Below are 25,047 nucleotides of genomic sequence, written 5' to 3'. Positions count from 1 at the left end.
ATGAGCCGAATGGAATTCCCGCACGCAAATGTGACGTCGGATGACGTTCGCTTCATGGAAGCGACCATTCGACTTGCCCGTCGTAACAAAGGCCTCACAGGCACAAACCCGTCAGTTGGTACTATCCTCGTTAAGGACGGTATCATCGTCGGACGTGGCGTCACCGCAATCGGTGGGCGCCCTCATGCGGAGCCTCAAGCGCTCGCAGATGCAGGTGAAGCGGCCCGCGGTGCTACGGCCTATGTCTCGCTGGAGCCCTGCGCCCATCATGGTCGCACCCCACCATGCGCCGAAGCGCTGGTGCGGGCTGGTGTTGCGCGGGTGGTGGTTGCCGCAACCGATCCGGATGACCGGGTGAGCGGAAAAGGCTTCGCCATATTGCGGGACGCGGGCATTGAAGTGGTGCCGGGTGTTCTGTCGGACAAGGCGGCTGATGACCTTGCAGGCTATCTGAATCGATCTTCTAAAAAACGTCCGGAAGTGATTCTGAAGCTTGCACTTTCTGCCGATGGCTACATTGGGAAAAAGGGCGAGGGGCAGGTTCCTATTACCGGTCCGATTGCGCGCGCCCAATCGCATATTCTGCGCTCGCAGACCGATGTGATCCTCATCGGAGTTGATACTGCAATCGCGGATGATCCTATCCTGAATTGCCGTCTTCCGGGGTTGGAACAACGTTCGCCAGTTCGCCTCATATTGGACAGCGGATTGAAATTACCGCTCGATTCAAGGCTTATTCGCACTTCGGAAGCCCTTCCTTTGTGGCTTTCCTGTTGTGAAAATGTGGCGCCGGAGAGGCGATACGAGATGCAGGCTGCAGGATGCCGCATCATTGCAGCGGAAAGCGATGAGGGACGCATCGCTTTGCCGGAGCTGATGGATGATATTGCCGCGCAGGGTATTTCGTCCGTTCTGGTCGAAGGTGGAGCCAGTGTTGCCACGAGTTTCCTGAAAGAAAAGCTGGTTGACCGGCTTGTTCTGTTCCATTCGCCTGTGGAAATCGGCGCGACGAATGGGGTTGCCGTCACGGATCTGCAATCCCATATCGATAACGAATTTACAATTTTGCGCAATGCGCAGTACGGCGACGATGCCTGTATCGAGTATGTAAGGAAAGCGTGATGTTTACTGGGATTGTCACCGATATCGGTAAAGTGGATCGTATCAAGCCTTTGAATGAAGGCGTTTTGCTGCGTATTGAAACAACCTATGATCCCGAAACGATCGAGCTTGGTGCTTCGATTGCTTGCTCTGGTGTGTGCCTGACAGTCGTGGCACTGCCGGAAAAAGGCACGAATGCCCGCTGGTTTGAAGTTGAAGCCTGGGAAGAGGCGCTGCGTCTGACCACGATTTCAAAATGGGAAAACGGCACCCGCATCAATCTTGAGCGCTCGCTCAAGCTTGGCGATGAAATGGGCGGCCATCTCGTTTCCGGTCACATTGACGGGCAAGCTGAAATCGTAGAGCGCAAGGAAGAGGGCGACGCTGTACGCTTTACCCTGCGCGCGCCGGAAGAACTTGCACCCTTTATTGCACAGAAGGGTTCCGTTGCGCTTGATGGCACTTCGCTGACGGTCAATGGCGTTAATGGCAATGAATTTGACGTTCTGCTCATTCGTCATTCGCTGGAAGTGACGACCTGGGGCGATCGCAAGGCTGGTGACAGGATCAATATTGAGATCGATCAGCTCGCACGGTATGCAGCAAGGCTTGCGCAATATCAGAAATAAGCTTAGAGCCTACACTCTAAAGCTATAACAGCATTTTCCGAATTTAGCGTTGACCGCAGGTTTTGCGGTCCGCGATTTCTGCCATGGAGTCTCTCATGTCGAAGCACGAGGCGCACGCGCCGCATTTGCTCATTGTTGAAGCGCGTTTCTATGAAGAACTGTCCGACGCGCTTCTTGACGGCGCGAAGGCTGCTCTCGATGCCGCTGGCGCAACATATGATGTTGTGACAGTACCCGGCGCGCTTGAAGTGCCAGCGGCGATTTCTTTCGCACTTGATGGCGCGGAAAATGGTGGCACTTATTACGATGGTTATGTTGCGCTCGGCACAGTTATTCGTGGCGAAACCTATCATTTCGATATCGTTGCCAATGAATCCTGCCGTGCGCTGACTGATCTTTCGGTTGAAGAAGGTCTTGCTATCGGCAACGGCATTCTGACAGTTGAGAACGACGAGCAGGCCTGGGTCCGTGCGCGTCGTGAAGACAAGGACAAGGGTGGCTTCGCTGCCCGCGCTGCGCTCACCATGATTGATCTGCGTAAGAAATTCGGAGCCTGATACGATGACTTCTTCTTCTGAAGGCCGTTCTGCACCGAACGCGCCACGATCTGCAAACAAGCGTGGCGTTGCACGTCTTGCAGCCGTACAGGCGCTCTACCAGATGGATGTCGCCGGTACCGGCGTCATGGAAGTCGTGGCTGAATATGAGGCCCATCGTCTTGGCAAGGAAGTCGATGGCACACAGTATCTTGACGCTGATCCGCAGTGGTTCCGCGCCATTGTCGCGGGCGTTGTTGATAGCCAGCTCAAGCTCGACCCGATGATTCATCAGGCGCTCACAGAAGACTGGCCGCTGTCGCGTCTCGACTCGACACTGCGTGCCATCCTGCGTGCCGGTGCATGGGAATTGCAGACCCGCAAGGACGTGCCTACAGCTGTCATCGTTTCGGAATATGTGGATATCGCAAAGGCGTTCTACACTGAAGATGAGCCAAAGCTTGTTAACGCCGTGCTGGATCGTCTGGCTTTTGAACTACGCGGCGAAAGCCGTGGTGCAAAGCCGCGTGGCCGATAAACCTTAGCCACTCTGTAAATACTCAAAAAGGCTGCGAGAAATCGCGGCCTTTTTTGCATTCTGGCACAATAAACTACGGCTTGACCTTTGCAGATAGCTTCCGCATGTTGGACACGCGGCATTGAGAATGCTGAAATGCAGAAACATCAGCCAATTATTTGATTTTTGGTCGATGTTTTCAGAATAACAACAAGCCGAAGAAGCCCGGTGAATGGTCGGTTTCAGGCACTTCCATGCCGCTGTTCTTAGGCCCGGGGAGGGGTTTTCGGGCCTTTCATGCGCTGATGTGTGCAGGCAACCGCCACCCTTGTGAGCGGTCTGCCTGTGACTGGCGCGAGCTCATGGGAGTTGGCCTAAATGGGAATTGGAGTTCTTCTTCTCGTCATTGCCTGTGGTGTGCTTTCCGTTCTTTTTGCCGTATGGGCGATCCGCTCTGTACTTGCGGCCGATCAGGGCACACCGCGTATGCAGGAAATCGCTGGTGCCATCCGTGAAGGTGCTGCAGCCTATCTCACCCGACAATATACGACCATTGCCATTGTTGGCGTCGTGGTCTTTCTGGCAGTCTGGTATCTGCTGTCTATTTCTGCCGCCGTGGGCTTCCTCATCGGGGCAGTGCTTTCCGGGCTGACCGGCTTCATCGGTATGCATGTTTCCGTTCGTGCAAATGTGCGCACCGCACAGGCGGCATCCTTGAGCCTCGCAGGTGGTTTGGAAATTGCTTTCAAATCCGGCGCTATCACCGGGATGCTGGTGGCGGGTCTCGCTCTGCTGGGCGTCTCAGTCTATTATTTTATCCTGACTTTCTGGCTGGGTTATTCACCTTCCGACCGCACGGTCATCGATGCCCTTGTGGCACTTGGCTTCGGCGCTTCGCTCATTTCGATCTTTGCGCGCCTTGGCGGCGGCATCTTCACAAAAGGTGCTGATGTCGGTGGCGATCTCGTGGGTAAGGTTGAAGCAGGTATTCCGGAGGATGATCCTCGCAATCCTGCAACCATTGCCGATAATGTCGGCGACAATGTTGGTGACTGCGCAGGCATGGCAGCGGACTTGTTCGAGACCTATGCCGTAACTGTCGTTGCAACCATGGTTCTGGGCGCGATTTTCTTCACTGGCTCAGACGTTCTCTCAAGCGTGATGCTCTATCCGCTGGCGATTTGCGGCACTTGCGTCATCACTTCGATTGCTGGCACGTTCTTTGTCAAACTCGGCGTCAATGGCTCGATCATGGGCGCGCTTTACAAAGGCTTGATCGCAACCGGACTTTTGTCCGTGGTGGGTTTGGCGATTGCCAACACGCTTACCATTGGCTGGGGTGACATCGGCACTGTCGCAGGCATGTCGATCACGGGCACCAATCTCTTCATATGCGGGCTGATTGGTCTCGTCGTCACCGGTCTGATCGTGGTGATTACCGAATACTACACCGGAACCAACAAGCGTCCGGTCAATTCGATTGCTCAGGCTTCGGTCACTGGCCATGGCACCAATGTTATTCAGGGCCTGGCTGTTTCGCTGGAATCGACTGCTTTGCCAGCAATTGTCATTGTTGGCGGTATCATCGGCACATATCAGCTCGCGGGCCTCTTTGGCACAGCAATTGCTGTTACGGCCATGCTTGGCATTGCCGGTATGATCGTGGCCCTCGACGCTTTTGGCCCGGTTACGGATAATGCTGGCGGTATTGCTGAAATGGCCGGTCTTGATCCGGAAGTGCGTAAATCGACCGATGCTCTCGATGCCGTCGGCAACACGACCAAGGCCGTCACCAAGGGCTATGCAATCGGATCGGCGGGTTTGGGTGCGCTTGTGCTCTTCGCAGCCTATTCAAACGATCTGGCTTATTTTGCCGCCAACGGGCAAACCTATCCATATTTCGCGGATATGGGGCCGGTGTCGTTCGAGCTCTCCAATCCCTATGTGGTTGCCGGTCTGATTTTTGGTGGCCTTATTCCATATCTCTTTGGCGGTATGGCGATGACGGCTGTTGGTCGTGCGGGCAGTGCGGTGGTGCAGGAAGTGCGTCGTCAGTTCCGTGAGAAGCCGGGCATCATGACGGGCAAAGATCGTCCGGATTATGCGCGAGCTGTCGATCTTCTGACGAGAGCCGCCATTCGGGAAATGATTATTCCGTCGCTTCTGCCGGTTCTGGCGCCGCTTGTCGTCTATTTCGGCGTGTTGCTGATCTCAGGCTCCAAAGCCGCAGCCTTTGCAGCACTCGGTGCCTCGCTGCTGGGCGTTATCATCAACGGCTTGTTCGTGGCCATATCCATGACATCAGGCGGTGGCGCCTGGGATAATGCCAAGAAGAGCTTCGAAGATGGCTTTACGGATGCTGACGGTGTGAAACATCTCAAGGGATCGGAAGCGCATAAGGCTTCCGTGACTGGCGATACCGTCGGCGATCCTTACAAGGATACGGCAGGTCCAGCTGTTAATCCTGCAATCAAGATCACCAACATCGTGGCACTCTTGCTGCTTGCGGTGCTGGCTCACATGGCTTGATGAAGCACTAACAAAAAAGCCCCTCCAAAAGAGGGGCTTTTTTAATTCTTTGTATTGGATCAGTTGTTCGCGCCGCCAGCAGCACCCGGCAATGATGTCGGAGCTTTGGAAACGCCCTGAATAATCTGACCAATGAAGGTCTGGTCCTTGCCGCCAGTTGGCGTGGTGCGCGATACGAAATCGAACAGCTTGCCGTCCTGAAGGCCGTAATTGGCAATATTGCTGACCTTGCCGTCCTTGTCGAAGTAAACGGCAAGGATATGACGGTCGATAATTTTGGGCTTCATGAACTGAGCCGCACGATAACGCTTCTGCGAAATGTAATAAAACACTTCGTTATCGAAGGTCGCCGTAGTGGATGGCGTACCGAGTGCGAGAAGCACCTGTTCACGGCTGGAGCCAACCGGAACCGAATCAAGTGCCTCCTGATCGAGCACGTAACCCTCTGTAAGTGTTTCCGACGGGTTTAGCGTGGACGCAGTGTTGCATCCGGCGAGAGCCGCCGAAAAGAGAATTGCTGTGCCTGCGAGAAGGGCACGCTGTTTGCGTGCGCTTAGGAAAATTCGCTGCAACAAAGACCTCTCCATACATTCTATATCAGCGCGGCACTTTCGCCGTCGGGAGAACTTCGGTAAACCACCTTGCTTCTGGATGCAACAAGTACGGTCGTACGGGAATGATTCTTCGACTTTTTCGCCGCAAATCTAAAGCAAATGAGACAGTTGTGCTTCGCGTTTACGAGACGATCGTGGCAGCGGCGCGGCAAAAGCGTTTTTATGCACAATTTCAAGTGCCTGATACGCCTCTCGGTCGCTATGAAATGCTCTCAGTCCATATTTTTCTCGCTCTTCATCGCATGAAAGGCGAAAAATCTGCATTATTGCCGCTTGCGCAGGACATTGCAGACGAATTTTTCAAGGATGTCGATCATTCCTTGCGGGAATTGGGAATCGGTGATCAGGGCGTTCCCAAGCGCATGAAAAAGCTTGCACGCATGTTTTATGGTCGTGTCAGCTCTTATGGGACTGCATTGGATGCCGGTGATCGCGACATGCTGGCAACAGCTTTGACACGCAATATCCGCCCGGACCTCGAATTATGGCCGCATTCTCACTATTTGAGTGAATATCTGTTTGCTTGCCGTGATCGGCTGGCAAAAATTGAGGACAGTGCTTTGGCGGCAGGCGACATATCCTTTATGGATGCTGACGAGATGGCGTTTGCGCCAATATAGCACTTCCAGCAAAGGTGCGAAGCGCCTCCGCAGGGAAATCAGTTCGCTGGACTGATTTCTTTTCCTGCTGCGATGCGTCGGAAAATGCGTAAAAACAAACAGTTACAGCGGTTCAATATTAACTGGAGCCGCTGCAAATAACGAAACAAAGGCTAAAGAGAATGACTGATAAACCGGCGCTGACCTATCCCGTTCCGGTTCTGCATCTGCCCCCCAAGGGCATAACGGTGAAGATTGGGACCACTGACAAGGAAAGAGCTGCTTTGGCTGCCCAGCATGGCTTAGAGGCCGTGAATTCCTTTGCTGCAGAGTTTTTGCTGACGCCTTGGAAAAAGAGCGGCATTCGTTTGCGCGGAACCGTCAATGCGGAAATCGTGCAGTCATGCGTGGTTACACTTGAACCGCTTAATGCGGCGATTGCGGAAGAAGTCGATACGATCTTCGTGCCAGAAAATTCACGCCTTGCGAAAATTCAGCTCGATGAGAGCGGAGAATTGCTTCTGGACGCCGATGGCGCGGATATTCCCGAGACTTTTGCTGGCGACAAAATTGATATTGGCGCTGTCGCTGAAGAATTTTTCGAACTGGCGCTCGATCCATACCCTCGCAAACCCGGCCTGCCTGACGATGCCGAGCCAGCCGTATTTGGCGATGTTGAAGAGGAAGAGAAGCCTGATTCGCCTTTTGCCAAGCTCTCGGAATGGTCCAAGAAGCCCTGATTTAACCGATGCTTGAGAGAATCTGGTTGTGCGCGACCGGAAAAACACTATTTTCGCGGAAAACCCCTATGTTTATAAAGAAGCAAATGGGGCAGGGATCGCACAGGAATAATCAATAGTGATAAAAATTTCGATTGACGCCATGGGCGGTGATTTTGGCCCTGAAGTGGTCATCCCTGGTGCTGCGAAGGCGCTTGAGCGTCATCCTGATATCCGGTTTATTTTCTTCGGTCTGGCTGGTCAGGTCGAGCCCATACTTGCGCGTTATCCAAAGCTACAAGCTGCTTCCGAGTTCCGCGCCAGTCAGGTTGCGATCAAGATGGATGACAAACCAAGTCAGGCGCTGCGCGCTGGTCGGGGCAAGTCTTCCATGTGGCAGGCGATTGAAGCGGTAAAGACCGGCGACGCCGATGTCTGCGTTTCTGCTGGTAATACCGGCGCACTGATGGCCATGTCCAAATTCTGCCTGCGTATGCTGTCTGATGTCGAGCGTCCGGCAATTGCCGGTATCTGGCCTACACTGCGCGGCGAGAGCATCGTTCTCGACGTTGGTGCAACGATTGGTGCCGATGCACGTCAGCTTGTCGATTACGCGGTTATGGGCGCGGGAATGGCGCGGGCGCTTTTTGAGGTGCGCAAGCCGACGGTCGGTCTCCTCAATGTCGGTACGGAAGAAGTCAAAGGTCTCGACGAGATTAAGGAAGCTGCCCAGATTCTGCGCGATACACCGCTGGAGGGTTTGCAATATACCGGCTTCGTCGAAGGAAATGATATTGGCAAAGGCACGGTCGATGTCGTCGTCACAGAAGGCTTTACGGGCAATATCGCTCTGAAAGCCGCCGAAGGCACTGCTCGTCAGATGGCAACGCTTCTGCGCCAAGCCATGAGCCGTACCTTGCTTGCCAAGATCGGTTATATTTTTGCCAAGGGTGCATTTGATCGTATTCGCGAGAAGATGGACCCGAACAAGGTGAATGGCGGCGTTCTTCTTGGATTGAGCGGTATTGTTATCAAGAGCCATGGCGGCGCAACGGCAGAAGGTTTCTGCTCGGCGGTCGAAGTCGGCTATGACATGGTGCGTAATAAGCTTCTTCAGAAGATTGAAGCGGATCTGGCGCATTTCCACCACAGTCATCCGCATTCTGCGTCTAATGACGGCAACGAAACAGCCAAATGATAATTAACCCATAACAGGGTATGAATTTTGACCGGCAGGCGTGGGTCTGCGATGGTCAGGCTAGGACAGGAAAATAAGATGATAAGATCTGTCGTAAGAGGTATTGGTTCGGCTCTGCCTAAGCGGATCATGAAGAATTCCGATTTTGAGGGCGTGGTTGAAACCTCTGACGAATGGATTGTCCAGCGTACAGGTATTCGTCAGCGTCACATTGCTGGCGAAGGCGAAACGACAGTATCGTTGGGTGCAGCTGCTGCCCGCGCTGCATTGGAAAATGCTGGCCTGCAGGCTTCTGATATCGATCTAGTTCTGGTCGCAACCTCGACGCCAAACCATACGTTTCCTGCAAGCGCAGTCGAAATTCAGCGCGAACTCGGCATCACGACCGGCTTTGCATTCGATCTGCAGGCGGTTTGCAGTGGCTTTATCTATGCCGTCACGACTGCTGACCTCTATATCCGTGGCGGACTCGCACGTCGTGTTCTGGTTATCGGCGCAGAAACCTTCTCGCGCATTCTCGACTGGAATGATCGCACCACCTGCGTTCTGTTTGGCGACGGTGCCGGTGCGCTGGTTCTCGAAGCCGGCGAAGGCAAGGGCTTGACCTCTGATCGCGGTATTCTAGCTGCCAACCTTCGTTCCGACGGCAATCACAAGGAAAAACTCTTTGTGGATGGCGGCCCGTCGACGACACAGACGGTCGGTCATCTGCGCATGGAAGGCCGTGAAGTCTTCAAACATGCCGTGGGCATGATCACGGACGTGATCGAAGCATCCTTTGCTGAAACAGGCCTTAGCGCCGACGATATCGACTGGTTTGTGCCGCATCAGGCCAACAAGCGCATTATCGATGCTTCGGCCAAGAAGCTGAATATAGCTGAGGAAAAGGTCGTTATAACCGTCGATAGACACGGCAACACCTCTGCTGCGTCGGTTCCGTTGGCTCTTGCTACGGCTGTCGCTGACGGTCGTATCAAGAAGGGCGACCTCGTTCTTCTGGAAGCTATGGGCGGTGGATTTACCTGGGGCGCAGTTTTATTGCGCTGGTAATAAAAAAATTGATGGGCCGCGAGGAAACTCGCGGCTTGACCACACCGCTTTTATTTGTGTAACCTCCTGTCACTTAAGGATATTATCTGTTCAAACACTAACCAGGTAGGTTCGGTTATGGGAGGTAAGACGGTCACACGCGCTGATCTGGCAGAGGCTGTTTACCGAAAGGTAGGCCTGTCCAGAACAGAATCGGCGGCTCTGGTCGAGATGATACTCGATGAAGTCTGTGACGCCATCGTCAACGGTGAAACTGTGAAGTTGTCGTCTTTCGCGACATTTCAAGTCCGTGACAAGAATGAGCGCATCGGCCGTAATCCGAAGACTGGCGAGGAAGTTCCTATTCTCCCACGCCGCGTCATGACGTTCAAAGCTTCTAACGTTCTTAAGCAGCGTATCCTGCAGGAACACCAGAAGCGTAGCGCAAAAGGCGCCAAGTAATCACCTCATATAGATAAAGAGAGATTTGTCTCTTTATCTCTTCGTCCTCACCGGGCGAAGTATTTTCGCTTGCTTATTTATCCAGTGACATCTGTAAATCCGAAAACTGTGCCTCTTCCTGTAATATATGAAGGGGTGCTTATAAAGTTCTGATATTATATAATCGACGGATAAAGCGAGTCGTTTCGCTAATATAACAGGCCAAAAAGTAGGGGGCTTTTTATCCCAATTTTTTGTGTTAAACGCCGTTAGATTATTATGATATTATGGCCGGCGCTGATTCACGTGCCGATTGCCATTTGAACTATCTGGACTGGCAGGTTCGCCCAAAAGACGACCACACCACTGGAAAGGGCAAGCAGATGGACAAAAGCCCTGATGCATTCAGGACTATTAGCGAAGTTGCCGAGGATCTCGATCTCCCTCAGCATGTACTGCGTTTCTGGGAAACGCGTTTCACCCAGATAAAGCCTATGAAGCGGGGCGGTGGTCGCCGCTATTATCGTCCACTGGATGTTGAGCTTCTCAAGGGTATTCGTCATCTGCTTTATGATCAGGGCTACACCATCAAGGGTGTGCAGCGTCTGCTTCGCGAGAACAACGCACAATTCATCATTGCCTTGGGTAATGGCGACGTGCAGGCTATTGAAGCGATCACGCGCCAGAAACAGGCTGCGGCTGAAAAGCAGGCAATGGAAAATGCCGCTGATCATGAAATGGCTTTGCCGAACGGCATCAAGGCACCACAACCCGCACGCAAGCTCTTCGGATTGCTGAAGGGTGAAGAAGACGGCCCGATCGGTGCCGATGGCAAGCGACCATCCAAAGACAATCGTTCGCTGTTGCAGGAAGCGCTTTTTGATCTGCTCGAATGTAAGCGACTATTGGATCAGGTTCGCTAAAGCATTTTGCATTTAAGCTGAACCATTCGAAACGCTCTATCTTTTTGTTTTTACGCATGTCTTCGTCCAAAAAACGGTGTCTGGTTTTGAGAGACGTGCTCAAAGAACGTAATTGAATTGAGATAATAAAAAGGGAGGCTTTTGCCTCCCTTTCTTTTTCGGTTATGTCGATGAGAGTTTGAGCCCGACGATGCCCGCGAGAATGAGCGAGACGCTTAAAATCCGGAAGAACGTCGCAGCTTCGCCCAGAATGACAATGCCCACCACGAATGCACCCAAGGCACCGATTCCGGTCCAGATTGCATAAGCTGTGCCCAATGGCAGGCTACGCATGGCAATTGACAGCAGTGCAAAGCTGCCGATCATCGTTACGATGGTGATGATTGTCGGCGTCAGAAGTGAGAACCCTTCTGACTTTTTCATAAAATAGGCCCAGACGATTTCAAGACCGCCCGCAAGTACGAGATAAATCCATGCCATTATAGTGCTCCTTGGGTATGGGCCGTCCCATATTTGAAGGAACGAAAGGTCGTCCTTTCGCTCTGGTATCGGGTTCCGAGCGCATCCCGAAAAGTGTGAAACGTTTTTTAGATGAAGATGCGCGTTAAAGCTCTAGTGAGAAGGATGCAGGGCGTCGTTTAGATACATGCAGCTTAGCATGGTGAAAACATATGCCTGAATGATAGCCATAAGCAATTCGAGTGCGGTAAGTGCGACAGTCATGGCAAGTGGTAGAACTGCCGACAACAAGCCCATCGTGCCCAAACTGCCCAAGCCCACGACAAAGCCCGCAAAGACTTTAAGCGTGATGTGCCCCGCCAGCATGACGGCAAACAAGCGCACCGAATGGCTGATTGGCCGTGAAATATAGGACATCACCTCGAAAGGTACTATAATCGGCGCGAGTATCATGGGGACACCTGCCGGCATAAACAGCTTGAAGAATTTAAAGCCGTGGCGGACCAGCCCATAAATAGTCACGGTGAGAAATACCAGCATCGCCAGCGCGAATGTCACAATGATGTGGCTTGTAACCGTAAAGGCATACGGAAACATCCCAATGAGATTTGCGACGAGGATGAACATGAAAAGCGAGAAAACCAGCGGGAAGAACTTCATCCCGTGTTCGCCTGCATTCTCGCGAATCGTTTTGGAAACAAACTCGTAGAGCATTTCGACCGACGACTGCCAGCGGCCAGGCACAACCCGATTCCGGCGTGAGGCTAAAAACAGAAAGCCAGCAGCAACTGTTACAGTCAGCAGCATGTAAAGCGCAGAATTTGTGAAGACAATCTGTTGGCCACCAAGTGTACCAAGCTCGACGATAGGTCGAATCGCAAATTGCTCAATAGGTCCAGCCACGGAACACCCCTCTTATGGGGCCGTCCCCTATGCGAACACAGACGCGGGTCGTCCCGCGCAACTTTCAGATAGAGACATTTTTTGCGGGCCGCAAGTCTCACTTAATTCAGAACCTACGAAAACTTGAATGGGCAGCTCTGGATCGAGACCGTTTTTGCGCTATTTTTAAAGTAACGCAACTCACTCTGGAGACTGATTGATGGCTATCTCACGGCGAAATTTCATTGTTGCTGCTTCTGCTGCGGGGGGCGGGGCAGCTCTGTCGCCATTCGATAGCTCTCAGGCTCAGGCACAAGGTCAGGCTCCGGTGTCAAAGGTCGAGAATCCAGGTTTTCATCGCTTTCAGTTTGGCGATTTTGAAATCACGACGCTTTCCGACGGCCGCAGACCAGGCGAAGCGCCTGAAAAAACCTATGCAATCAATCAAGACCCGAAGGACGTGGCGGCACTTCTGGAGGAAAATCTCCTGCCGACTGATCGCTTTGTGAATAGTTTTACACCAGTTCTGATCAATACAGGCAAAGAGTTGGTATTGTTTGATACCGGAATGGGCGCAGGGGCGCGCGAAGCTGGTCAGGGCAAATTAATCAGCGCTCTTGAGGCTTCGGGCTATAAGGCGGACGACGTATCACTCGTTGTGCTCAGCCATTTTCACCCCGATCACATTGGTGGCCTGATGGAAGATGGTAAGCCGGCTTTCGCGAATGCGCGTTACGCTGCCGGTCAGAAGGAATTTGACTTCTGGACAGATCCGGGGCGTCTTGAGACACCGGCTAAAACCGTTGCGCAAATGGTGGAAAAGAACGTGAAGCCATTCGCCGAAAAAACGACTTTCGTCGATGATGGCAAGGAGGTTGTCTCGGGCATTCATGCAGTGGGTGCGTATGGCCATACGCCAGGTCATCTGGCGTTCCGAGTAGAATCGGGTGGAAAGTCGCTGATGTTGATTTCCGATACGGCCAACCACTCTGTCATCACCTTACAGCGCCCCGACTGGCATGTTTCCTTTGATATCGACAAGGAAATGGCGGTTGAAACCAGAAAACGTATCTTCGATATGCTCGCGACGGAACGTCTGCCGTTCATTGGTTACCATATGCCTTTCCCATCTCTCGCCTATCTTCAGCGCGCAGGTGAGGGCTATCGTTACGTCCCGGAAACTTACCAGATCCGCGCAAGTTAAGTCCCCTTATCTACGGTGCAGGGCTGTTCATTTCTGCAAATGCAGAAATTAGACCTTGCGCCGTAACAGGTTATATTCTACGGCTTTTTCATGGTCCGGAGCGTAGCGCAGCCCGGTAGCGCACTTGACTGGGGGTCAAGGGGTCGTGGGTTCGAATCCCGCCGCTCCGACCATTAAATCAAGCCTAACAATAGAAGTTTTTATGGTGCTTTTGCTGACGCTTTTCACAAGCTTCGGCTGAGGATTTCCATCATTTTTGAAAATTGTTTTGTAGCCGAAGTGAAGCGCTCAGTGCCGTCTGCAGTCTGCACAAGCACAAAAAAGCCCCTGTATAGAACAGGGGCAATTTTGTTAACCTAATGCAATTTTGGATAAGAATACGTACGGGGGTAATACGATAAACTGATCCATAATGAAGTTAGTAAAAGAAGTTACGAAAATCTATTTCCACGTTAAATGAAAAAATGCCTGGTAATAGTATATCTTGATTAGATCGCAATTTTAGTTATTGAACAACCGCACTTGTTCGCTCACAATTATGAAGTGGGATTGTCTTATATGATGCAGGTTTGGTTGATTGATATTTTCCAAACGAAAAGAAATTTTACCATTTGGTTCAAAATATTTATTTGTATAATGCGGCGCTTCACGAATGTTATATTTAAGAGGAATCGTTCTTTCATTGCTGAAATTATTGCTGTTATCTGATCTCAAGCGGTATTTATTCTTCTTTTTCAGGTTGATGCTTGATGTGCGAGGCATGTAGTGATGAGTTTGATCATTGATTTCGTCAAATACGTTTCAATCGTCGTGATTGGTCTTTTGCCTATTATGAATCCCTTGACGACAATTCCCTTATATATGTCGCTGACCAAGCGCATGAGTGCTGAAAACAAACGTGTTCAGGCGCGAAAAGCATGTATTTATGCATTTTCGATTCTCACAGCATTTCTATTGCTCGGAAATGGGATCATCTCGCTTTTCAGCATATCCATGCCAGGTATTCGCGTCGCTGGCGGGCTGATCATCATGATTTTGGCGTTGCGGATGATTTTCTCGGGGGAGGATTCGTCATCAGAAGTAGATGCAGAGCCCGCCGATATCAAAAAAGCTGATCTGGATTATTCTTTCTCACCACTCGCAATGCCGAGCCTTGCTGGGCCGGGCTCTATTGCGGTTATTATGAGCTTTGGATCGCAGATTCCGTCTGAGCACACAATCATCGGCCATGGGATTGTCATTGTTGGTATCGCCATCACGATCTGCGTTGCTTATCTCGCACTCTCGTCTGCGTCACTGATTGAAAAAGTGCTCGGGGAACACGGTATGCAGGCTGTGACAAAGATCATGGGCTTTCTGCTGACCTGTGTGGCCGTGCAGTTTCTGGCGTCCGGTATCCGCGATTTCTACATCGAGTTCAGCAAAATCAGCTGATCCAATCAGGATCGTGGGACGAAGAGAATGATGCAGGTGCCAACAAAGGCCGTTGCGGCACCAATGATATCCCAGCGGTCTGGACGCATTCCTTCTGCAGCCCAAATCCAAACAATCGAAGCGATGACGTAAATACCACCATAAGCGGCGTAAGCACGGCCAGCAGCGTCACTTTCAATCAGCGTGAGCAGGTAAGCAAAGAGCCCAAGGCAAACCAGCCCGGGAATAAGCCAAAGCGGCGACTTATCGAGTTTGAGCCACGCCCAGAATGTAAAACAGCCTGCGATTTCGAACAAAGCGGCGGCGACATAGATAAGAAGCTGCAAAGTGATTTTCCTAGAGACAGTTAGTTGCATAAGGCTGAGGTTCAGCAGCTTTGCGCTGATACTTATACTCCAGCCCCGCGCACCCCCAAATAATGCCGAACAGCAAATAGAAATGACGCCAGTGATCGGTATCAATGACATTGCCAATCAGCACATGCCCCAGATAGGCAGCATAGGCGCACATCAGAAATGGCTGCCACGGGCGGTTTCGAAACATCAGTTTGAAACCAATGCCGAGCGTTAGAAAAGTCAGCGTCATAAAGCTTATGAAACCGATCCATCCATAGTCGAGTACCGCTTTTAGCCAGGTATTATGCGTGTCCTCACCAAACATAGGCCCAAACTCAAGCGGTCCAATGCCCAAGGGATGTTCGGTGGCTAACCACATGCCCAGCCAGTGACGCGCAAAGCGGCCCAGCCGCGCGCTATCGTAGCTTTGTTCCAGCTGTGCACGCTCGAGAAAGAAGGAGCGAACATCTGGAATCTGCAGCAGCAGCAGCACAGTGAGAACAATCACGACAACAGAGAGGAGGCCAATCGTTATAAGTCGCAGCCGGAACTTGTTGCTTTCACTTTGCAAAAACAGAACTGCGAAAATGCAAATGAAGGAGAGGGGAACCATCCCCCATGCGGCGCGTGAGAACGATACCAATATGCCCAGGACAAGCACGCAACACAGCGGCATGTAAATCAGGAGATCGCGCATATTTCCGCGCATGATACGGTAAAGGCACCATGTAAAAGGCAGGACCAGAAACGGAGCGTAGACGTTAGAATCCTGAAATGCCCCTTTAGCACGATCATAACGCGTGAAGATTTCCGCACCGGGAAAAAGATTGAGATAGCCAGCAATGCCCAATAGCGAAGATACAAGACCAATGAGCAGATAGGCATTGAAGATCGTTTTCAGGCGCCGATAGTCGGTTTCGATAATTGCTGCATAGAAAACCGCTGTGAAGGCCAGGAAGAGCGACACAGCGATGTAAAGAGGCGCTTCCTTGGTATCCGCCATCTGCATGACGGAAATCATGCCGCCGAAATTGAACATGGCGAAGATTGCAAGCAGCACCATACTGGTTCGCGTCAACCGCATCCCGAAAAGCAGCGCTACACTAATGAGCGCGACCATATAGAGTTCATAAGGCGCGGGCTCGCTCATGACGAACCCAAGCAGAAATACACCGAACCCTATAGCGAAATTACTGATCAGCCTGTTCAGCGCGCGCTTGCCCGCAACATCGGCAGCAGGCAGGCTACGCCGATTTTGAGCCGCATCGTTGACGCTATGGGAAATCGCGCTCAATAAGCATTTTCCGTATTGAGAAGTCGGATCGGCGTAAGAAACAGGATCTTCAGGTCAAACCAAAGCGACCAGTTTTCGATATAAAACAGATCATATTCGGTGCGCATTCTGATCTTGTCGTCATTGTCGATTTCGCCACGCCAGCCATTGATCTGAGCCCAGCCTGTTACGCCCGGTTTCACGCGGTGGCGAGCGAAATAGCCGTCAACCACTTCGTTGTAGAGCACATTGTGCGAGTGAGCAGCCACTGCATGGGGGCGAGGTCCGACCAGAGACAGCGATCCTGTTAGCGAGTTGAAGAACTGCGGCAGCTCATCGATAGATGTTTTGCGGATAAAGCGGCCAACTCGAGTTACACGCGGATCATTTTTAGTGACGGCATTGCGCGCTGTCGGGTCGCTAAGCTCGGTGTACATCGAGCGGAACTTCCAGACATTGATCACTTCGTTGTTAAAGCCATGGCGCTTCTGCTTGAAGATTACAGGTCCCTTGCTGTCGAGCTTGATGGCAATGGCTGTGGCCAGCATGATCGGCGAAAGGAAAATGATGCCAAGCAGACTGAAGGTAATGTCGAAAATACGTTTCGCGACAGAATCCCAATCGTTGATCGGTTTATCGAAAATATCCAGCATCGGCACGGTGCCGATGTAGGAATAAGCGCGGGGGCGGAAACGCAGATGATTGTTGAGAGCCGAAAGACGAATATCGACCGGCAGGACCCAAAGCTTGTTCAGGATCATTAGAATGCGCTCTTCAGCACTGATCGGCAGAGAGACGATCAGCATGTCGATATAGGCGATACGTGCAAATTCTATGAGTTCTTTGATGTTTCCAAGCTTGGGATAGCCAGCGACGATAGGTGGGGAGCGTTTATCATCGCGATCATCGAAAATGCCGCAAATGCGAATATCATTATCCGGCTGTTGCTCGAGCGAGCGGATCAGCGCTTCAGCGTTAGGGCCACCACCGACGATTACGGCGCGACGCTCCATGATACCGTTTCGTGCCCAGCGGCGGATGCGCCATGAAACGAACAGACGGCAAATAATGAGAACGATCAGGCCACTTAAGGCCCAGATAAGAAACCAGGCACGTGAAAAGTCGGACGAAACTTTGAACAGAAAGCCAGCTACGGCGACTGTACCAAGAACCGTCGCCCAGCTGATGATGACGCGTTTCAAATGGCGGCTGGGGCTACGCAGAATATTGATCTGATAGCCGTTGTTTATTTCCATCGAAAGCACATACAGGCCACCGCCTGCGGCCATGATCAGGAAATAATAAAGCAGATGAGGAGTGTTGAAGCTTACATAATAAGCGAAACTGAATACGCCCGTCAGAAAAACAATGCCGAACTCAACGAGCCTGATGACCCCGCTCACCATGGTTGGTGACAATGTGTCACGAGCATATTGTTCGGCCATCTGGCGCGCCATCGGGTTCAGTTCTACCCGTTCGTTCTGCTTGGAATCCTTCGCACCGCTGGCATTGCTTGCCTCAAGGCTGTTTGGAGAAGGTGTATTATTATCCCGCACAGTTTTACCCCTACTAATCAAAGTGCCGGGCTATCTTTAAAGGCAAATCCTAAGGAATTGCTGATTAAACGGCCTTCATCACGATAAGATCGTTAGGATCGTGCCTCACGGTAAACCAATTCTATAGAATGTGCCATTGTCTGGAGGCTGAAGCGCTCATGCAAGCGCGAGGCGTCGGGCATGGAAGCCTTGAAGCTGTCTTCGTCGTTCATGATGACAAGCAGCTTAGCTGCCAATTTCTCCACGTCGGGTTCGACGAGAGAAGGAGAGCTGGGGCCGAAGATTTCAGGGATGCCACCGACATTGCTCGCGAGCACAGCCTTTCCAGCAGCCAAAGCTTCCAGAACGATATAGGGAAAAGCTTCTGCACGCGATGGCACGACCATGACTTTCCCGAGCGCAAAAGCTTCGCGTGCTGCCATTCCAGACATGAAACGGATTTGGTCCGCCATTCCCAGCTCATCTGAGAGCGCCAGAAATTCCGGCTTCTCGGCACCGTCGCCTATGATTGTCGTGGTGAAGCGCTGGTTGTGTTTCTCGCGAAGGTCGGCGAGGGCGCGGATCAACAGATCAGGGCCCTTCAAGGCACGCATGGTTCCGACAAATAGAAAATCGGTGGCGTCTGGTGCGGTTGCCGTATGAACAAACTCTTCATCGGACAAACCATTATAGATGACCGCATGAAGATCATATGGTCGACCGACTTTCTCTTCGTATGTTCGCTTCTCAAAATTTGAAACAAACAGAACAGCGTCGGTCAGCGGCGCCAGCAGTTTTTCGATGAGAAAGACAGCGCCACCGCGGCGTGTCTTTCTGTCGAAATGCAGGCTACCGCCATGCGGTGAATAGATACGGGCTACGCGAGACTTAAAAACCCGTAGGACTGAACCGAACAGACGTGCATAAACGCCACCTTTGGCGCCATGACCGTGCAGGATGTCCGGCTGCAATTTCTTGATGATACGATACGCTTTGAATGCCGCTTTGATATCGCCAGTGCCGATATGTCGTTGCATGGCGATACGGTGGATACCAAGCGTAAGGTACGGCTGTAACTCTTCGAGCAACGCTTCTTCACGCGGACCGCCGGTCGTAGCATCGCAGACGATGCCGACCTGATGTCCATTTTGAGCTTGCGTCGCGACGAGATCGCGCACATGGCGGAACAGCCCGCCGGTTGGCTCACGGAAACAATGGACGATCCGAAGTGGGGAAACGCTTTTTTCATCAGACATTTATCGCCATCAGAACAGACGTTCGCGGACATAGACTGTGTCGCCCGGCAGGATCGGATCAGAGATCAGAACCCGACCTGTCACCACTTCGCCGTTAACGGTGCGCGTGATGTCGACATTCTCCTGATTGGCGCGGGGGCTGAAACCGCCCGCCGCAGCAATGGCTTTCTGAACAGTCATGCCCGGCACGTATGAATACTGACCGGAGCCACCGACCTCACCCATGATGAAGATTGGCCGATAGCGATCAACCTCGACACTTACATCTGGATCGCGCAGGTAGCCGCCGCGCAGTTTGGACGCGATAACTCCTTCAAGTTGCTTTACGGTTTTGCCGCTCGCAGGAACGCTGCCAATAAGCGGGAAAGCGATGTAGCCCGACTGATCGACGCTATAATTATTGGTGAGGCTTGCCTGCTCAAATACGGTAACGCGCACGCGATCGCCGGAATTGAGCATATAAGGCTCGTTCAGTGCTGCATGAAAAGCCGGAGGGGCAGGGCGATAGCTTGAACATGCGGAAAGCGTCATCGCCGCGAGGCCGAGCGCGATAAGGACCATGTGGCCCGAGCGCTTTTTATGAGTTTTCTGCATTGTCATTGTTGCCTCGGTCTCTTCCGAAAAGCCTGCCGCATTTAGAGATTCGGATCACGAATATCCGAATGCTTATGAGTGATGTTATCGTTTGATTAAGGTTAATGGCTGGTAAAGAACCGCCATTCGGATGAAAAATCTTTATACATGGGCAGCTTATACAGGGCGTATTGAATAAAACCCGTTTGTCCTCTGCTAATTCGAGCGGCGATCCGTGCTGCGTCAGCAATTTGAGCCTTGGTATTAACATTGCGATGCGTGTGTTTAACGGTCTGGTTACCTTGTTCGTTTACGTTTCCTTACAAAATTGGCTGTTTGCCTTTGTATGGGTGAGGGCGGTTGCTCGAGAACCGTGTCTCGCGGAGTGTCGGAATGACTGAAGTCGATAGCCTGTCGAAAGACGCAGATATTGATATCGGTGCGCTCTTTGCGAGCCTGCGCCGAAATTGGCTTTTGATTATCAGTGGTGCAGCCATCATGGCTGTGCTGGCGTGGATTATTTGTCTGCTTATCACCCCGGACTATCGTGCAGAAACGCGCATTCTGATTGAATCGCGCGAGTCCGTTTTTACGCGCCCCAATGGTGAAGCGACGACTGAACGTCCGGTCATGGACCCCGAAGGCGTTAAAAGTCAGGTCGAGGTTCTAACCTCTGGCGATCTTTTGAAGCAGGTCGCAGACAGGCTCAAGCTTACCCAAAACGAGGCATTTACCTCAACGAATATAAGGCCTTGGACGCGTGTCTTGATTCTTCTTGGGATGCGTAACAACCCAGAAAATCTGACGCCGGAAGAGCGTGTGTTGCAGATTCTGCGTCAAAACCTGCAAGTCTTCAATGTCGCCGGTTCACGCGTGATCGTGGTTCAATATACGTCTGCCAGTGCGCAGGAAGCAGCTGATGTCGCAAATGCGGTTGCAGACGCATATATCGCGCTTCAAGGTGCTGCAAAACTTCAATCCAATGACGATGCTACCGGCTGGCTTGCGCCTGAAATCGAGGATCTGCGCGGTAAGGTTCGCGATTCAGAAAAGAAAGTCGCTGATTATCGTGCGGCCCAAGGACTTCTGACCGGACAGACGAACACCACCATCGCCGCCCAGCAGCTCACAGAAGTTACAACCGAACTTACGCGTCTGCGCGCCAATCGTGCCGCTTCGGAAGCTCGTGCCAAGAGCGTCCTTCAGGCACTCGCTTCGGGTGTGCCGGTTGATACGCTGCCCGATGTGGTTGCGTCAGGCATGATGCAGCGCCTTGCTGAACGTCGCATTGAACTCAACGCGCAAATTGCTGATCTATCGGTGACGCTGCTTGAAGGTCATCCGCGTATTAAGGCTTTGCGTTCGCAGCTTGCCGATCTGGATCGTCAGATTAATGCGGAAGGTCGCAAATTGCTTGCGAGCCTCAATAATGAGGTGAACGCCGCGAAACTTCGCGAAGATGAGCTTAACCGCGAGCTTAACCGTGTCAAAGCACAGGCCGCACAGGCTGGCGCGCAGGAAGTAGAGTTGCGGGCTCTTGAGCGTGAAGCCGCGGCTCAACGTCAGCTGCTGGAAACTTATCTGACGCGTTATCGCGAAGCTGCATCGCGAACGGATCGCAATTATGTTCCTGCCGATGCGCGCATCTTCTCGCGCGCCGATGCACCTGCGGTTCCTTATTATCCGAAGATCTTGCCTATCGTCAGCGCAACCTTTGTTGCCGGGCTTCTCATTCTTTCAATCTTCGTATTGCTACGTGAGCTGTTCAGCGGTCGGGCATTTGTAACTGCGGATGGAAGGCGCATTGCTTCGGTCGAAGAAATTGAAATGCCGGTCATTGAGGCTACGACCGATATGGCTTTTGTTCCGCCTTCGGAAAATGAACTAGAAGGCTCTCACAGGCCGGTCCGGCATTGGACATCGCCATTCATGACGGAAGCTTTGGTCGAAATCGACCAGAATGCTCCAGCCGTTCCGGAAAACCCGAATGGTGTGAAAGCGGTTGCAGATAGGCTCGTGGCGAACAAATTGAAGCGCGTTATCGCGGTTTCGCCAGAAGGCGATGCGGCTTCCGCGGGCACTGTTCGGTTGCTGCGCGAGCTGGCGGATCGTGGCAAGCGTGCCATTCTGATCGATATGACTGCCTATGGCACGTTGGGGCGGACAATGCTGGATGGCGGCAACCGTGCCGGCATTACAGAGCTTCTCGCGGGAGAACGCCGCTTCAACGACGTCATTCACACCGACCATTATTCTCAGGCGCATGTAATGCCGCTTGGTAAAGTTGAGCCGGAAAGCGCAATGCGTTCGGCTGATCGTCTGCCGTATATTCTTGACGCGCTGGAAACGGTTTATGATTTCGTCGTTGTCGAATGTGGTCCTTCGACCTCACGTCAGATACGCCGTATCGCAGATGGTCCGGCATTGGTTATCATGAATATCGTCGATCCTGACGACAACACAGTCGTTATGGCAGCCCTTGATATGGATCAGGGTGGCTATGAAGACGTCATCATTCTGATGGATAATCCGGCCCACGCTGCGGCTGCTTCCAGTTCTGAAACGCCACGGCCGACAGCCTGATTTCGATTCCCGATCAATGAGATAGCGCTTTCAACTGAATCAGATCTGGAAGCGCTTATCTTGAAATCTCAGCGTCGGGCCAATTTGCTCCGCAGTGTCTTTGCTAATTGCCATAGGCGCGGATTACCCTTGATTGCAGCAACCACCTTGCTTCTTGCTGATTGCAATGCAGTGAATGCTTTGCCTTTTGCAGTCAGCGGAATGATGGTGTCGTAGATGCTGGATTGGATATCGCACCATTCCCGCTTATAGGGCTCATCGCCGATACCGAAACTATAGATGTCTCGTCCGCTCTCGCAGTTTTTCTTGATATCTTCGTAGAACAAAAACTCGCCGGGGCTGGCGGTCATCAACTCATCATCGGCAATGGCGCTGAACTCGACGGTTGGCCCGGATTTCGAGATGCTCTTGCCAATAAGCGAACGGATTTTGCCGTTCACCTCCAGAACCTGAAGTTCGAAATTTGGAGATTGCTGTTCTGCAGCATGGCTATAAAGCTGTTTGAAGAAGGCCTGAATGTCTGCCGCTGCAAAAGGGTCGCTTATTCCCATTTGTTTAAAACGGTGGGCTTTGAGTGCAAAGAATGCGTCGAGCGCCTGCTCAGATTGCAGACGAGATTCAGGCCTATAAATCCGCCATCCGCCAGCTTCTTCATAACGCCGACCATGCTGACGATGTTTTTTAAGTTTACGCTTGGCGTTGCTGCGCTCCAGCACGCTTTCAAAGCCGCAAGTGATAGATGCCGCAAGAACCGGATTAGGGTTCTCTGCGCTCTTCGTCTGTAGCAACGGATTATCGCGCCCGGATAAGGACGGTAGCTGCCGCGTCAGTGAAAGCACATCCACGTCTGGGCGCACTTTGCGTATAGCTGTCACAAGATTTTCGATTGATTTGTAATGAACCTGACCGTCAAGCCATGGGAAATTGCAATTCGCGTGGCTTCCACCGGGATAGCGCAGAACGCGTGCGCCATTCATTCTGAGAACTTCCAATGGCAGTAGCATGATGGGCTCGTTGCCAGCAAAAAGACCCGCTACAAAGCTATCCGCATTTACTTGCCTGCGCCAGCAGTCGAACCAGTCAAAACTTTGAGCATTCCCGTGGACGGCATCCTGTTTTGACCAGATATCGCGCAACTGCTCATAATCGGTGATGAGCCGCGGTGTCAGGTTAACTGTTGCCTTGTCAGTCACGTTCAACCCGCCCCCGCAAAATAATCAGTGACGTTTTTGGCGCGGAGGTTGTGCCATCCACCAGATAATACCCATGGCTGGCAAAACCCACAAAAGACCTGTGAGGAGGAAGTAGAGCAGATGTACCCACGCCGGTGAATTGGCGAGCTGGGCTACGGCGATGATCGTTGCAAAAACTGCATAGATAATCACAAGGGCTACCAGCAGAAACGTGCCAATGAGTTTTTTCAGCCGAACGGGCATGTCTTTCTCCTCTGTCTTGTCTTCACTAGCTCGTGAGCACGCGCAAAGGAAGCGAAAACGCGTCGGCATGTCGCGTGAACCTGTCTTGTAACCGCTTCGCCTATGCGGCATGTATCCCTGACTAAATATTGAAGGAAGAGATGGCATGGCGGCAGTTACCGTTCGACATGAAGGGCAGGGCGCAACAAGATCCCGCGATGATACAAATCGTCGGTTGATCCGGTATTGGCTCTATGCGGTTTTTGTCGTTCTGATCGCCATTGTCATGGTCGGCGGCGCCACCCGCATGACAGGCTCAGGACTGTCGATTACCGAGTGGAAGCCGATCCATGGCGTTATTCCGCCGCTCAATCATGCAGAATGGCTGGAAGAATTCGATAAATACCGCCAGATTCCGCAATATCAGCAGATTAACAAGGGCATGGCCCTTGAAGAATTCCAGTTCATCTTCTGGTGGGAATGGGCACATCGTATGCTGGCCCGCTTCGTGGGCTTTCTGGTAGCCGTGCCGCTTGCGTTCTTCTGGCTTACGGGCCGTCTTAACACGACACTGAAATATCGTATGCTCGGTCTGCTTGCATTGGGCGGTTTTCAGGGCGCAATCGGCTGGTGGATGGTTGCATCGGGCCTGAGCGAACGCACAAGTGTCAGCCAGTATCGCCTGGCGATCCACCTGACCACAGCCTGCGTCATCATAACGGCGGTGTTCTACATCGCCCGCGGTTTGGTGAAATATACCGAACGCCCGGCGGAACGGTCTATCCAGCGTTTCGCTGGCTGGCTGGTATTTTCGGTGCTGATACAGATTTATCTTGGTGGTCTGGTTGCCGGCCTTCATGCTGGTCTGACTTATAACACCTGGCCATTGATGGACGGCGCGATCATTCCGTCAGATCTGTTCATACAATCGCCTTGGTGGCGTAACCTGTTTGAAAATCCAAAGACCGTGCAGTTCGTTCACCGGATGTTTGCCTATACGGTGCTGGTTCTGGCTGTGCTTCATGCTGTGCAGGTCTGGATAAACGCAGCTGCGACCACCCATGCGCGCCGGACCATCGTGCTGCTGGGCCTGATACTGGTACAGGCGGCCATCGGCATTGCAACACTTCTGATGAGCGTTCCACTTGATCTCGGTCTCACACACCAGTTTGTTGCGCTGATGGTGCTGGCCTTTGCTGTGGCGCATTGGCGCGCAACGAAGGGCGCTTACGAGGGATAGGCTTCGGGCCCATTATGAATGGG

Annotated in this window: 25 protein-coding genes and 1 tRNA gene; 16 read left to right on the top strand and 10 right to left on the bottom strand. The window is 52.2% G+C overall.

Annotation, left to right across the window (positions count from 1 at the left end; translation table 11 throughout):
• From ribD to QSJ70_RS10635, 5 genes are all read left to right on the top strand, one after another.
• Positions 1–1,122 (top strand): bifunctional diaminohydroxyphosphoribosylaminopyrimidine deaminase/5-amino-6-(5-phosphoribosylamino)uracil reductase RibD, encoded by a 1,122-nt coding sequence (ribD, locus tag QSJ70_RS10655; RefSeq protein ID WP_285536261.1) that lies wholly within the window; start codon positions 1–3, stop codon positions 1,120–1,122.
• A complete protein-coding gene (locus tag QSJ70_RS10650) occupies positions 1,122–1,730 on the top strand; it encodes a riboflavin synthase (RefSeq protein ID WP_105518372.1) in 609 nt (202 codons plus the stop codon). The genes ribD and QSJ70_RS10650 overlap by 1 nt, the downstream gene beginning before the upstream one ends.
• A 95-nt stretch (positions 1,731–1,825) precedes the next feature.
• Positions 1,826–2,287 (top strand): 6,7-dimethyl-8-ribityllumazine synthase, encoded by a 462-nt coding sequence (locus QSJ70_RS10645; RefSeq protein WP_285536258.1) that lies wholly within the window; start codon positions 1,826–1,828, stop codon positions 2,285–2,287.
• 4 nt (positions 2,288–2,291) lie between these two features.
• Positions 2,292–2,804, top strand: a complete 513-nt coding sequence (gene nusB, locus QSJ70_RS10640; protein ID WP_007874461.1) for a transcription antitermination factor NusB — start codon at positions 2,292–2,294, stop codon at positions 2,802–2,804.
• Between the two features lie 357 nt (positions 2,805–3,161).
• On the top strand, positions 3,162–5,312 hold the full coding sequence (locus tag QSJ70_RS10635; protein ID WP_285536254.1) for a sodium-translocating pyrophosphatase: 2,151 nt from the start codon (positions 3,162–3,164) through the stop codon (positions 5,310–5,312).
• 59 nt (positions 5,313–5,371) lie between these two features.
• On the opposite strand, the gene QSJ70_RS10630 is transcribed toward QSJ70_RS10635, so the two are convergent.
• Positions 5,372–5,887 (bottom strand): outer membrane protein assembly factor BamE, encoded by a 516-nt coding sequence (locus tag QSJ70_RS10630; RefSeq protein WP_039859655.1) that lies wholly within the window; start codon positions 5,885–5,887, stop codon positions 5,372–5,374.
• 101 nt (positions 5,888–5,988) lie between these two features.
• Here QSJ70_RS10630 and QSJ70_RS10625 point away from each other — a divergent pair, with 101 nt between their 5' ends.
• The 6 genes from QSJ70_RS10625 to QSJ70_RS10600 all read left to right on the top strand — a co-directional run bounded on the left by QSJ70_RS10625 (position 5,989) and on the right by QSJ70_RS10600 (position 10,835).
• The gene (locus QSJ70_RS10625) at positions 5,989–6,546 is read left to right on the top strand and encodes a ubiquinol-cytochrome C chaperone family protein (RefSeq protein WP_113158484.1); all 558 of its coding nucleotides are present in this window, start codon (positions 5,989–5,991) and stop codon (positions 6,544–6,546) included.
• A 161-nt stretch (positions 6,547–6,707) separates the two neighbouring features.
• Entirely contained in the window at positions 6,708–7,265 is a 558-nt protein-coding gene (locus QSJ70_RS10620; RefSeq protein ID WP_064320441.1) for a YceD family protein, read from the top strand.
• A 118-nt stretch (positions 7,266–7,383) separates the two neighbouring features.
• Entirely contained in the window at positions 7,384–8,442 is a 1,059-nt protein-coding gene (plsX, locus tag QSJ70_RS10615; protein ID WP_007874476.1) for a phosphate acyltransferase PlsX, read from the top strand.
• Between the two features lie 78 nt (positions 8,443–8,520).
• Positions 8,521–9,492, top strand: coding sequence for a beta-ketoacyl-ACP synthase III (locus QSJ70_RS10610; protein ID WP_064320443.1), 972 nt, complete (start codon positions 8,521–8,523; stop codon positions 9,490–9,492).
• 117 nt (positions 9,493–9,609) lie between these two features.
• Entirely contained in the window at positions 9,610–9,933 is a 324-nt protein-coding gene (locus tag QSJ70_RS10605; RefSeq protein WP_007874478.1) for an integration host factor subunit alpha, read from the top strand.
• A gap of 362 nt (positions 9,934–10,295) precedes the next feature.
• Positions 10,296–10,835, top strand: a complete 540-nt coding sequence (locus QSJ70_RS10600; RefSeq protein WP_007874479.1) for a MerR family transcriptional regulator — start codon at positions 10,296–10,298, stop codon at positions 10,833–10,835.
• Positions 10,836–10,997: 162 nt separating this feature from the next.
• On the opposite strand, the gene sugE is transcribed toward QSJ70_RS10600, so the two are convergent.
• Together sugE and QSJ70_RS10590 are read right to left on the bottom strand one after the other, a co-directional pair.
• Positions 10,998–11,315, bottom strand: a complete 318-nt coding sequence (gene sugE, locus QSJ70_RS10595; RefSeq protein WP_007874480.1) for a quaternary ammonium compound efflux SMR transporter SugE — start codon at positions 11,313–11,315, stop codon at positions 10,998–11,000.
• Between the two features lie 132 nt (positions 11,316–11,447).
• Positions 11,448–12,197, bottom strand: coding sequence for a F0F1 ATP synthase subunit A (locus tag QSJ70_RS10590; RefSeq protein ID WP_285536249.1), 750 nt, complete (start codon positions 12,195–12,197; stop codon positions 11,448–11,450).
• 199 nt (positions 12,198–12,396) lie between these two features.
• On the opposite strand from QSJ70_RS10590, the gene QSJ70_RS10585 reads away from it, so the two are divergent.
• The 3 genes from QSJ70_RS10585 to QSJ70_RS10575 all read left to right on the top strand — a co-directional run bounded on the left by QSJ70_RS10585 (position 12,397) and on the right by QSJ70_RS10575 (position 14,814).
• Positions 12,397–13,380: an MBL fold metallo-hydrolase gene (locus tag QSJ70_RS10585; protein WP_285536247.1), complete on the top strand. Its 984-nt coding sequence runs from the start codon at positions 12,397–12,399 to the stop codon at positions 13,378–13,380.
• A gap of 96 nt (positions 13,381–13,476) precedes the next feature.
• Positions 13,477–13,553, top strand: a tRNA-Pro gene (locus QSJ70_RS10580).
• 595 nt (positions 13,554–14,148) lie between these two features.
• Positions 14,149–14,814: a MarC family NAAT transporter gene (locus QSJ70_RS10575; protein WP_007874485.1), complete on the top strand. Its 666-nt coding sequence runs from the start codon at positions 14,149–14,151 to the stop codon at positions 14,812–14,814.
• Between the two features lie 5 nt (positions 14,815–14,819).
• Here the strand turns inward: QSJ70_RS10575 and QSJ70_RS10570 are convergent, their stop codons facing one another.
• The 5 genes from QSJ70_RS10570 to QSJ70_RS10550 all read right to left on the bottom strand — a co-directional run bounded on the left by QSJ70_RS10570 (position 14,820) and on the right by QSJ70_RS10550 (position 19,807).
• Positions 14,820–15,140, bottom strand: coding sequence for a YnfA family protein (locus QSJ70_RS10570; RefSeq protein ID WP_285536245.1), 321 nt, complete (start codon positions 15,138–15,140; stop codon positions 14,820–14,822).
• A gap of 10 nt (positions 15,141–15,150) precedes the next feature.
• Positions 15,151–16,443 carry an O-antigen ligase family protein gene (locus tag QSJ70_RS10565; RefSeq protein ID WP_285536244.1) on the bottom strand — a complete coding sequence of 431 codons (1,293 nt, stop codon included), beginning with the start codon at positions 16,441–16,443 and terminating at the stop codon, positions 15,151–15,153.
• On the bottom strand, positions 16,440–17,978 hold the full coding sequence (locus QSJ70_RS10560) for an undecaprenyl-phosphate glucose phosphotransferase (RefSeq protein WP_007874491.1): 1,539 nt from the start codon (positions 17,976–17,978) through the stop codon (positions 16,440–16,442). Before QSJ70_RS10560 ends, QSJ70_RS10565 begins: the two co-directional genes overlap by 4 nt.
• Positions 17,979–18,070: 92 nt before the next feature.
• Complete coding sequence (locus QSJ70_RS10555; RefSeq protein WP_285536240.1) at positions 18,071–19,213, bottom strand: glycosyltransferase; 1,143 nt, start codon at positions 19,211–19,213, stop codon at positions 18,071–18,073.
• Between the two features lie 9 nt (positions 19,214–19,222).
• Positions 19,223–19,807, bottom strand: a complete 585-nt coding sequence (locus QSJ70_RS10550) for a polysaccharide biosynthesis/export family protein (protein WP_064322393.1) — start codon at positions 19,805–19,807, stop codon at positions 19,223–19,225.
• Positions 19,808–20,179: 372 nt separating this feature from the next.
• On the opposite strand from QSJ70_RS10550, the gene QSJ70_RS10545 reads away from it, so the two are divergent.
• Positions 20,180–22,369 carry a GumC family protein gene (locus tag QSJ70_RS10545; protein WP_285536236.1) on the top strand — a complete coding sequence of 730 codons (2,190 nt, stop codon included), beginning with the start codon at positions 20,180–20,182 and terminating at the stop codon, positions 22,367–22,369.
• Between the two features lie 68 nt (positions 22,370–22,437).
• On the opposite strand, the gene QSJ70_RS10540 is transcribed toward QSJ70_RS10545, so the two are convergent.
• On the bottom strand, positions 22,438–23,562 hold the full coding sequence (locus QSJ70_RS10540) for a GNAT family N-acetyltransferase (RefSeq protein WP_285536235.1): 1,125 nt from the start codon (positions 23,560–23,562) through the stop codon (positions 22,438–22,440).
• 24 nt (positions 23,563–23,586) lie between these two features.
• A complete protein-coding gene (locus QSJ70_RS10535) occupies positions 23,587–23,805 on the bottom strand; it encodes a DUF2842 domain-containing protein (protein WP_007874498.1) in 219 nt (72 codons plus the stop codon).
• A 145-nt stretch (positions 23,806–23,950) separates the two neighbouring features.
• Between QSJ70_RS10535 and QSJ70_RS10530 the strand changes: the two genes are divergently transcribed.
• Positions 23,951–25,024, top strand: coding sequence for a COX15/CtaA family protein (locus tag QSJ70_RS10530; protein ID WP_285536232.1), 1,074 nt, complete (start codon positions 23,951–23,953; stop codon positions 25,022–25,024).
• Positions 25,025–25,047: the final 23 nt, after the last annotated feature.

Origin of the sequence: Brucella sp. NBRC 12950 (genome assembly GCF_030268145.1) — a bacterium.
Classification (GTDB): domain Bacteria; phylum Pseudomonadota; class Alphaproteobacteria; order Rhizobiales; family Rhizobiaceae; genus Brucella.
This window is presented reverse-complemented; position numbering and strand designations above follow the sequence as displayed.